The sequence below is a fragment of the Desulfococcus sp. genome (genome assembly GCF_041737845.1).
Taxonomy (GTDB): Bacteria; Desulfobacterota; Desulfobacteria; order Desulfobacterales; family Desulfococcaceae; genus Desulfococcus.
Window position 1 is genome coordinate 1 of the sequence record NZ_JBGSQX010000140.1, and the last position, 10,004, is coordinate 10,004.

Here is a 10,004-nt window from a genome sequence, read left to right on the forward strand (position 1 = left end):
GGCCGCTTCGGATCCGCGGGCGGCGCGCCGGCGGCAGCATCCGATGAGGTCCCGGAAACCGTGGTCCTCTACCCCGGCGGAAGCAGCCTTATGGCGCCCCGGGCCGGACGACGGGAAGCCACGGGGCCCCTTCCCCCGCCGCCCGAAGCGGACGACGATCTCCCCGAAACCGTTGTTGCGGGAAAGGCCGGCCTTCCGCCCGGGAAAAAGCCCCCGGAGGCGGAACCCGAAGCGGAGGACGATATCGCCTTCGAAACCGTGATCATCCGGCCCGGGGGGCGCAATGATCATCACCGGGGGGAATGAGCCATGCAGGAAGCGCTGAACCCCGACGGGCGGATGGACCTGGACGCCCTGGCCGATGAAGTCCGCGGCCTCCATGCGCTGAATCCCGGGCACGCCCGGGTTCTGATCGAGGGATACATAGAAGATCGGTTCAAAGACCTCGGCCCCGACCGCAGGGTGGAGGAATTGTCGCGCCTGGTCCGGCGGTTCGCCCCGCCGGGCGGGGGCGCGTCCGAACGGAGCAGCGTCGGGGCGCGTGACAGCGAGGCGGCGATCCTGGCGCGGGTGTTCTTCCTGATCATAGGGGAGGCCTTGTCGCCCGCCGATCTCTCTTCCCCCGAGGTGCTGAATCGATTGGCCGCGTCCCTGAACATCGTGTTCGATTCCCTCAACCGTCTGGTGGCCGTGATCGATGACGTCCTTTACGGGGGCCGCGAAGGCCTCCGCTCCATCCGCCACATCATCGGGTCCCAGGTCCAGGGGGAGGGGGATGCCGTATCCCTGGAAAGCTATATCGAGCGGATCCAGACAGCGTTTCTGGATTCGCAGCAGGCCTTTCAGGCCGCGGCGGAGGCGCTGGCGGCCCGGATCCTTTCCGAACTGGATCCCGGGCGGGTCGCCGAGGCCGCCTCCGGCGGCGTGAAGTTCGGGCCCTTCCAGAAAGCCGAAATGTTCAGGATATACGAAGAGCGGTTCGACCAGTGCAGAAAATGGTTCGATTCCGGCCGGTTCAAAATGGAACTCCAGAGAGCCTTTGAGAAAAACTGTGAGGCGTTGTCGAAGAAGCAAGGAGGATGATCATGAGGAAGATTGGTTTGCTGTTATTCGCGGGTTTGTGGATGCTGGGTATGGCCTCATGCAAATCAGCCCCCGAACCGCAGAAGCTGGAGTGGCCCTACGGCGCGACATTCAACTACAAGGAGAATGCCATCAAGCTCCATATCGATGCGGACCGGGAGCTCAACCGCTTCAGGGGAGACGCCAATTCCCTCCATCTGTGCATGTACCAGCTTCGAAATCCCAATGAATTCAATCGGCTTTCCAACAACGAGGACGGCCTGTATCAGCTCCTCGACGTCAACTGCGGCTTTTCGCACGGCGACGTGGCCGACGCGACCCCCATCACCGTCCAGCCGGGCGAGCGTGAAACCTACATCTACAACCGGGCTGAAGAGGCCAGGTATGTGGCCTTTGTGGCGGGGTACTATTCCCTGGAAAAGGAGCGGATCGTCCGCCTGGTCCGGGTGCCGGTCGTCCTGATGACAAAATCGACCGGCATGTTCTCCAAAAAGGAGGAGATCCCCATGGTGGCCGACATGCTGATCCACCTCAAGCTGGGGCCGGAACAGATTCTGTCGATCGAGTCGAATCCCGGCCAATAACGAAGCGAGGGCGCATTGATGGAAAGACCCCTGTTCTGGCACCAAGGACTCTTCCTGCAGCCACAGCATTTTCAGTTGGCGGATCTCTACGCCCAGTCCCTGGGGGAGCCGCTCTTCCGGTTTTCACAGCCGCATTTCTGGGGGCTGGGCGATCTCGAAGCGCCCAAAATCATCGCCGGAAATTCCGTTGAGAAGCCCTATCGGGGCGGGTTCCTGTTCCAGGACACGACCTATGTCGCCTACCCGGAGAATGCGGTGATGGAATCCCGTGCCTATGACGAGGACTGGGTGGAAGGGGGCCGGCCGTTCACCGTTTATATCGGGCTGAAGAAATGGAATCCGGCCGGCGGCAATGTCACGGTTTTGGAGAAGATGGAGAGACTGTCCGCCGTCACCACCCGCTTTGTCACCCTGGCCGACCCCGAAGAGACGGCGGACCTCCACGAGAGCGGGCCCGACGCCCAGGTCAAGCGGCTCCAATACGTGCTCAAGCTGTTCTGGGAGACCGAGATCGACCAGTTGGGAGATTATCTCCTCATCCCCTTTGTTCAGCTCGAGCGGACGGGGGACGCGGTGGTGCTTTCGGAGCGTTTCATTCCGCCGTCGCTCACCCTGTCCGCCTCACCGATCCTTTACAGGATCATCAAGGAGATCCGGGATCAGATTTCGTCCCGGGGCCGCCAGTTGGAATTCTACAAGCGGGACAGGGGGATTCACACGGCCGAATTCGGCGCAAGGGACATGGTTTACCTCCTGGCGCTCCGGTCCCTCAACCGATACGGCCCGATCCTCTCCCACGCCATGGAGGCGGGGCGGGTGCATCCGTGGGCGGTCTACGGGGTGCTTCGCCAGTTGATCGGGGAACTCAGCTCCTTTTCGGAGACGGTGAACAGCATGGGGGAGCTTGGGGACGGCACGCCGCTCCTGGCCGCCTATGACCATGAAGACCTCTGGCCGTGTTTTTCGGGGGCCTTGGCCCTGGTGACACGCCTCCTGGATGAAATCACGGCGGGGCCGGAATACATGATCCCCCTGACCTACGACGGGACCTATTTCGCTGCGGAGCTTCCACCCCAGATCTTCGAGGGGCGGAACCGGTTTTACCTGGTTTTCGGAACCGATGCGGACCCGGCGGCGGTCATCCGGGCCGTCGGCGTCGTGGCCAAGCTGAGCTCCCGGGAGGCCCTCCCCATCCTGATCGCCCGGGCCCTGCCGGGCATCCGCATGGATCACCTGCCGCTTCCCCCCCAGGAGCTTCCCCGAAGGGCCCATTCCATGTATTTCCAGGTGGATCACCACAGCGACAAGTGGGCGCAGGTGGCATCCGGGCGGAATATCGCCCTGTACTGGGAGGGCGCGCCCGAGGATCTGCATGTCGAATTGATGGTGGTAGGGAGAACATAGCCATGCGTCTGACGGACTGTTTCATCGAGATGATCGCCTACGTCGCCTATGTGATGAAGGCGATGGACAAGCGCCAGCCCTCCTTCGACGAGGTGCAGAACACCATCCGCCGGATGATCGCCGAGAGCGAAAAATGCCTCCGGGGGGACCGGCTGTCCCAGGAGGACTACAACGAGGCCCGGTTTGCCGTTTTCGCCTGGATCGACGAGATGATCCTCAACTCCTCCTGGAGCCAGAAGAACCGGTGGCAGGGAGAGCAGCTTCAGCTCCTCTATTACAACACCTCCGAGGCCGGGGAGCTTTTTTTCGAGCGGCTCGGCGCCATCGGCCTTCATCAGCGGGATGTCCGGGAGGTCTATTTCCTCTGCCTGGCCATGGGTTTCCTGGGCCGCTACTGCCAGAAGGGGGACGAATTTCTTATCGATGGTCTCAAAACCTCCAATCTCAAGCTCTTGACCGGGAGTTCGGTGGGCATCCCCTCCCTCGATCACGGGGAGCTGTTTCCCGAGGCCTATGCCGAGGGCGGCCATATCGGCCCGCCGTCCCGGAGGGGCCGATTCTCTCTCTTCACCGCGGCCTGCATCGGGTTTCCCGCGGTGCTGTACGCGGGCCTCTTCCTGATCTACCGGTTCATCCTGGGCAATGTCGGCGACAGTTTGATGAAGGCGGTGCCGTAAATGAAGCAGATCCTCATGAAAATGCTGAAGATCACCCTGATCGTCATGCTCGTTTTCCTTCTGGGCCTGTTGGTTGCGGGTGCCGTGTTTTATTTCAAATGGCCCTGGTGGATGGCGCTCTTCATCGTCATCGGGCTCCTGGGCGCCTGGATGGGTGTCCTCTTCGTGAAAAAGATCTGGCTGCGGCACAGGGAGCAGAATTTTGTCCAACAGGTGATCCAGCAGGACCAGAACCATCTCGACACCCTCGTGGGCAGGGAGCGGGACCAGGTCAAGGAGATGCAGGACCGGTGGAAGGAGGCCATCGAGACCCTGCGGCGCTCCCATCTCAAGAAGCGGGGCAACCCCCTCTACGTGCTGCCGTGGTACGTGGTGGTCGGAGAGAGCGGCACCGGGAAGACCACGGCCATCAAGAGCGCCCGGCTCTCGTCCACCTTTGCCGAGATGACCCAGACCTCGGGGATCTCCGCCGGCACGCGCAACTGCGACTGGTGGTTTTTCGAGGAGGCCGTCATCATCGACACGGCCGGGCGCTTCGCGGTGCCGGTGGACGAGGGGCGGGACAAGGAGGAGTGGCAGAAATTTCTGTTCCTTCTTGCGAAATTCCGCAGGCGGGAGCCCATCAACGGTCTGGTCGTCACCGTGGCGGCCGACAAACTCCTGGACGGCGATGTCGAGGCGCTCAAGGCCGACGGCAAGACCATCCGGCGGCGCATCGACGAGCTGATGCGGGTCCTGGGCGCCAAGTTCCCCGTCTATGTGCTGGTCACCAAGTGCGATCTCATCAAGGGCATGACCCAGTTCTGCGAGCGCATCCCTGAAAAGACCCTCGACCAGGCCATGGGGATGGTCAATACGGAACTCACCCGGGATGTTGCGGCTTTCCAGGCCCGGGCCGTCGAGGCGACGGGGCAGCGGCTGCGGGACCTCAGGCTCCTCCTTTTCCATGCCATCCGGTCCAGGGAGATCGACCCGGAGCTGCTGCTCTTCCCGGAGGAGTTCGAGCGCCTGAAGCCCGGCCTTCAGGCGTTCATAACGGGGGCGTTCCAGGAAAACCCCTACCAGGAGACCCCGGTCCTGCGGGGACTTTTCTTCAGCAGCGGCCGCCAGGAGGGCACGCCTTACTCCCATTTCCTGAAGTCCCTGGGGCTGATCGGCGAAAGCGAGGTGCTGCCCGGGACCGACAAGGGGCTGTTCCTCTATGACTTTTTCTCGAAGATTCTGCCCCGGGACCGGAATCTCTTCACCCTCACCGAGCGGACCATCCAGTGGAGCCGTCTGACGAGGAACCTGGGCCTGACGTCGTGGATCGCCCTCTGCGTCGCCCTCTGCGGCCTGCTGAGCTTCTCCTTCGTCAAGAACCTCAAGACCCTGCGGGATGTATCGAATCCCCCGGCGCTTCGGGGAGAGATCTTCATGGACCTGGAGGCGATGAACACCTTTCGGAAAGGGATCCTTCATATTGAAGAGAAGAACAGCCGCTGGTGGATCCCCCGATTGGGACTGGAAGAGAGCCGGAAGGCGGAGTGGCGGTTGAAGGCCAGGTACTGCGATCTCTTCCGGGACAACTTCCTGGTCAATTTCGACAGGGAGATGGCGTCCCGGATGGCCCTTTTCTCCGAATCGACCGAGGATGTCGTCATCGGGCGATATGCGGCCTTTCTGGTGAAGCGCATCAACCTCCTTGGGGCGCGCATCGACGGGAAAAACCTGGCGGCGCTGCGGCGGATGCCCCAGCCGGCATATGAACCGGTCAACCTGATGCCGACGCCGGAGCTGATCCCCGAGGTCCGGCAGCGATTCCAGGACCTGTATCTCTACAACCTGATCTGGCGGGACGACATCACCCGGCTCACCGGGGAGATGACCGAACAGCAGAACTGGCTCAAGCAGATTCTCACCGTGAAGCGGAGCAGCCTCAACTGGCTGGCCGGATGGTTCAACGCCACCACCGACGCCTCCGCGATCACCCTTCAGGATTTCTGGGGCGGGAGCCTTGAAGGCACCCGGGACCCGGTCATTCTTCCCGCCTTTACCCGGAAGGGTGACGGGGAGATCCGGGGGTTTCTGGGAGAGATGGAAGCCGCCCTGCCCGAACCCCTGGTGATCGCCGGCCGGAAAACAGCTTTTGAGAAATGGTACAAGAATCGCTTCGTCGAAACCTGGCAGTCGTTTCTCACCGCGTTTCCCGGCGGCAAGGAGCGCTTGAGAGGCCAGGCGGAATGGCAGGCCACCGCCGTGGCCATGGCCACGGACCAGGGGCCTTACCGGGCGCTCCATCAAAAAATGGATTCGGAGCTCGTCGAATTCACGGGCCGGGAAGGGGCCCCCGCATGGCTGGTGCTGGCCGGTACCTACGGCCTGGTGCGGGCGGCGGCCGCGGCATCCCCGGACCAGAAGGAGGGCCTGGTGACCCAGGCCCTCGAAAAGGGCGGGCAGATTTTTTCCGCCATCGGCAGGGGTGCGGGAAAGGCGCCGGATGAAAACCGGATCGCGTCCTTCAATCTCGGGGTTCAGGCTTACAGGGAATACCAGGGCGCGCTTGAAGAGATCTCGGCCAAGGCCGCTTCCCGAAGAGAGGCATTCGGCATGACGGCCCAGGTGTTCACCGAGGACCCGGTCACCGGCACATCCCCGTTTTACAAGGCGGCAGGGGCCCAAAACCGTCTCAGGAACGGCCTGGGAAATCCCGGCGAAACCGCCGCCGTTTTCTGGAGCCTGATCGACGGCCCCCTCGAATTTCTGTGGACCTATTACCGCAAAGAGGCGGCCTGCCATCTCCAGACCCTCTGGGAAAAGGACGTCATGATCGACTTCGACCCGAACTCGGAGCAGGTGGCCGAGTTCGTCCAGGGACCGGCAGCCCCCTTCGTGGACCGAAGCCCCCGGCGCGGGGGGTATTTCGCCAAGTCGGCACTCGATCATTCGCTGGACATCGACACCCGGTTTTTCGGCTTTTTGAACAGCCGCCTCATCCAGCAGAAGAAGCAGGCCCGGACGGTCAAGGAAAACTACCGGGTGACCATCAAGGCCCTGCCCGTCGACACCAACGCGGATGCCCAGGTCAAGCCCCATGCCGTCATCCTCGAACTCCAGTGCGGAGAGAAGGCCACGAGCCTGATCAACCTGATGTTCCCGGTCAGGGAGGTCTTCAACTGGGCCCCCGGCGCCTGCGGGGATGTCGTGCTGACCATCGAGGTCGGGACCCGGAAACTGGTCAAGCGATACTCGGGCGACATGCCGTTCCGTTCGTTTCTTCTGGATTTTTCCGGCGGCGACCGGAGATTCAGCCGAAAGGATTTCCCGGCGGAGGCGGATGCCCTGAAGCGGATGAACATCAGCTTTGTCAAGGTCAATTATCAATTCAGCGGCGAAGACAGGGAGATCCGGGGCCTCACCACCGAAAGCCGGGTCCGGGCCGGAACCCCCCGCGGGATTGCATCATGCTGGGGGCGGTGACGCCCATCGGGCGCTGGGAATGGGCCGCATTCGGGAAGCATCCGGCGGCGGCCGATTTTATCCGCGTCGGCGAGGATCTCCCCATCTTCAGCGCCTTTTCAGGCTGGCTGGCTTCGGGCCAAAAGGCCCTCGATGCCGGCAGGGGCCGGGAGACCGGGTCGTATTCCTGGCGTTTCTGGGCCAGGGGCGCGCGGAAGGATCACGTTCTGTGCGGACTATTCAGGGCCAGCAGCGACCGCATCGGCCGATGCCATCCCCTGATGATTCTGGGCACCGGTGAAATCCGGGCATGGGAAAAGGGCTGGGACCTGCTGCCGTTTCTGTTTGAGGGGCTGTGGCGGCGGATGGAATCGATATCGAGCGGGCCCTACCGGGCCTTCGAGCCGCTGCGGGATGACCTGCTGCATCTTGGAAGCCCGCCCTCCGACTGGCGGGAGATAGAGCTCCGCCGCGACCGCATGCGGGAGCACGAGGCGTGGGCGGCGGCGGCCCGGAAGCTGGCGGACCGGGCTGAAGCCGCCATGCGGGCGGATCTGACATTCCTGCGGATGGATGCCGGTTTTTTTGAAGACCCGTTTGTCCGGGTCGGCTTCTGGCATGATCTGCTCTTCCGACAGGCGCGCCGGACGCCCAATGCGGTCTTCATCGGCAGCGTGACGGAGGCCGCTTATCTGGCCGTGCTGAACCGGCCCATCTTGACCGAGGACTATGTCAGGCTGTGCACCATCGATGGGCCGAATGACGGCCTGAAACAACCGCCCGGCCCCCCTTGACATCCCCTCCCTCGGGGCAACCGCGCGAGGGGTGAAGGTCGAGTTCATCAAAGAAGGCCGGCAAGGCCCAAAAGGCCGGTCAGGCCAAAAAGGTTGGAGGGGCCGCATTGACAATGGGTTTCGGGAAGAATATACTTCGGAATAAACCTCAACCCCTGTCACCCTGACACGATGTCACCGTCTTCTTCCCGAGGCTTCGGCTCTCGTTATCCTCCTTGAGAATTGAAGGTCCTCCTTTGGATCCGCCATGGGACCAGTATCTGGATGCGCTGCGGCGTCTCGGCCGAAAATCGTCAGTGAACCGTCAACCACCGGACCGGGAGAACCAGAATTCCGGGAGATTACAAAGATGCCGGGAGAAAAAAGGATGACAGACCCAAGAGAACTCATCAACGCCGGAAAGCTGGCTGAGGCGAGGCAGGCGCTCGTCGAGGGCGTGAGGCGCTCCCCCGCCGACGCGGCGATGCGGACGATCCTGTTTCAGGTGCTGATTCTTTTCGGAGAATGGGACAAGGCCCTCAAACAGGCGGATATCATCGCCGCCCAGAATGTCCGGGCGGATATCGGCGTCCAGGTCTACAAAAACCTGATCGCGGCCGAGCGCGAGCGCTCGGAGGTCAACGGATCGGGTGGGCGTCCGTCCTTCCTGCCCAAGGCCCCGCCCTACGCCGAGGTCTACTTCTCGGCCCTTGCGGCCCTGGAAGGCGGGGACATGGAGGGGGCGGAAGCGGATTTCAACGCGGCGGACGGGATGCGGGCGGAGATCTCCGGCACGCGCGACGGCGCCGCCTTTGCCGGCTTCACCGATACCGACAGCCGGCTCGCCTTTTTCCTGGAGGCCTTTGTCCACGAGCGCTATGCCTGGATCCCCTTCGATTCGGTCCGGGAGCTCGTGATCGCCCCCCCGGGATCCCTTTTCGACCTGATCTGGGCCACGGCTCGAATCACCGCCTGGGACGGGCTCACCCTGAACTGCTTCCTGCCGGTCATCTATCCCGGATCCCATGCCCACCCGGACGACAGGATCAAGATGGGGCGCATGACCGACTGGCAATCCCTGGGAGGGTCGTTTTATCGGGGGCAGGGCCAGCATGTCTATCAGATCGGCGACGCGGACGTGCCGATACTGGAAATCGGAGAGATCCTGTTTGGGCCACCCGGACCGCCCTCGGAGGGGGTGGCCCATGATTGATATAGATCCCATCCTGGCGCCGTTTCCGGGGGAGAATCCGGCCGGCGAAGAACTCCGATACAAGCCGGTATACGACGAGATCCGGGAGGCCCGGCGCGCGGACGATGCCCTCGACCGGGGCGACTGGCAGCACGAACTCAAGGTGTCCGACTGGGACCGGGTGATCAAGCTTTCGGTCCAGGCCCTGACGGAGAAATCCAAGGACCTCCAGATCGCCGCATGGCTTGCCGAGGCCCTCGTCAGGACGGAGGGGGTTGACGGCCTCATCGCCGGCTTCCAGATCATGAGCGGGCTCTTGACCCGTTTTTGGGAGGGGCTTTACCCCGGGATCGAGGACGGCGACCTCGATTTTCGCGCGGCCCCCCTGGAATTCGCCAATTCCACCCTCGGGTTCATGATCCGCGCCATCCCTCTCACCGACCCCGGGGCCACATCCGGCTACTCCTGGATCAAATGGCAGGAGTCCCGATCGGTGGGATACGAGGAACACACCAAGGACTCCGGGGCGCGGCAGGAGATGATCGCCGACGGCAAGATTTCGGCGGAGGTCTTCGACAGCGCCGTTGCCCGCTCTTCAAAGGAATTCTACGCCGGGCTCGCCGAACGGATCGGGGAAGCCCGGGCACTGTTTGCATCCCTCGACGCCGTAGTCGATGAGAAGTTCGGGGGGGATGCTCCGCTCATCTCCGAAATCGACAAGGCCCTCGCGGACTGCGAACGGCTGGTATCGGGGATATTGAAAGAGAAGCGGGCGGCTGAGCCGGACGAGCCGGACGAGGCGCCCCCAGGGGCGGCGGCGGAAGCACCCGGGGAGGAAGCCGGGCTGTCCGGC

Annotated in this window: 9 protein-coding genes; all 9 read left to right on the forward strand. The window is 62.9% G+C overall.

The features are described from left to right. The coding region (locus ACEW8N_RS16350) for a hypothetical protein (RefSeq protein WP_373500916.1) at positions 1 to 306 on the forward strand (306 nt) is incomplete at its 5' end. 3 nt (positions 307 to 309) lie between these two features. Then, on the forward strand, positions 310 to 1,083 hold the full coding sequence (locus tag ACEW8N_RS16355) for a hypothetical protein (protein WP_373500917.1): 774 nt from the start codon (positions 310 to 312) through the stop codon (positions 1,081 to 1,083). Positions 1,084 to 1,124: 41 nt separating this feature from the next. Then, positions 1,125 to 1,667: a type VI secretion system lipoprotein TssJ gene (gene tssJ / locus ACEW8N_RS16360; protein WP_373500924.1), complete on the forward strand. Its 543-nt coding sequence runs from the start codon at positions 1,125 to 1,127 to the stop codon at positions 1,665 to 1,667. 18 nt (positions 1,668 to 1,685) lie between these two features. Then, the gene (tssK, locus tag ACEW8N_RS16365; RefSeq protein WP_373500918.1) at positions 1,686 to 3,071 is read left to right on the forward strand and encodes a type VI secretion system baseplate subunit TssK; all 1,386 of its coding nucleotides are present in this window, start codon (positions 1,686 to 1,688) and stop codon (positions 3,069 to 3,071) included. Between the two features lie 2 nt (positions 3,072 to 3,073). Then, the gene (locus ACEW8N_RS16370; protein ID WP_373500919.1) at positions 3,074 to 3,748 is read left to right on the forward strand and encodes a DotU family type IV/VI secretion system protein; all 675 of its coding nucleotides are present in this window, start codon (positions 3,074 to 3,076) and stop codon (positions 3,746 to 3,748) included. Then, entirely contained in the window at positions 3,749 to 7,207 is a 3,459-nt protein-coding gene (locus ACEW8N_RS16375; protein WP_373500920.1) for a type VI secretion protein IcmF/TssM N-terminal domain-containing protein, read from the forward strand. It abuts the gene before it with no gap. Further along, positions 7,192 to 7,980, forward strand: a complete 789-nt coding sequence (gene tagF / locus ACEW8N_RS16380) for a type VI secretion system-associated protein TagF (protein WP_373500921.1) — start codon at positions 7,192 to 7,194, stop codon at positions 7,978 to 7,980. The genes ACEW8N_RS16375 and tagF overlap by 16 nt, the downstream gene beginning before the upstream one ends. 367 nt (positions 7,981 to 8,347) lie before the next feature. Continuing rightward, entirely contained in the window at positions 8,348 to 9,172 is an 825-nt protein-coding gene (locus ACEW8N_RS16385) for a type VI secretion system accessory protein TagJ (protein ID WP_373500922.1), read from the forward strand. Beyond that, on the forward strand, positions 9,165 to 10,004 hold an 840-nt coding region (tssA, locus tag ACEW8N_RS16390), incomplete at its 3' end, for a type VI secretion system protein TssA (RefSeq protein ID WP_373500923.1). The genes ACEW8N_RS16385 and tssA, both read left to right, overlap by 8 nt.

Coding starts and splice junctions, on each gene's coding strand:
- ACEW8N_RS16355 (WP_373500917.1), top strand. CDS start 310: ATGCAGGAAGCGCTGAACCCCGACGGGCGGATGGACCTGGACGCCCTG.
- tssJ (WP_373500924.1), top strand. CDS start 1,125: ATGCTGGGTATGGCCTCATGCAAATCAGCCCCCGAACCGCAGAAGCTG.
- tssK (WP_373500918.1), top strand. CDS start 1,686: ATGGAAAGACCCCTGTTCTGGCACCAAGGACTCTTCCTGCAGCCACAG.
- ACEW8N_RS16370 (WP_373500919.1), top strand. CDS start 3,074: ATGCGTCTGACGGACTGTTTCATCGAGATGATCGCCTACGTCGCCTAT.
- ACEW8N_RS16375 (WP_373500920.1), top strand. CDS start 3,749: ATGAAGCAGATCCTCATGAAAATGCTGAAGATCACCCTGATCGTCATG.
- tagF (WP_373500921.1), top strand. CDS start 7,192: ATGCTGGGGGCGGTGACGCCCATCGGGCGCTGGGAATGGGCCGCATTC.
- ACEW8N_RS16385 (WP_373500922.1), top strand. CDS start 8,348: ATGACAGACCCAAGAGAACTCATCAACGCCGGAAAGCTGGCTGAGGCG.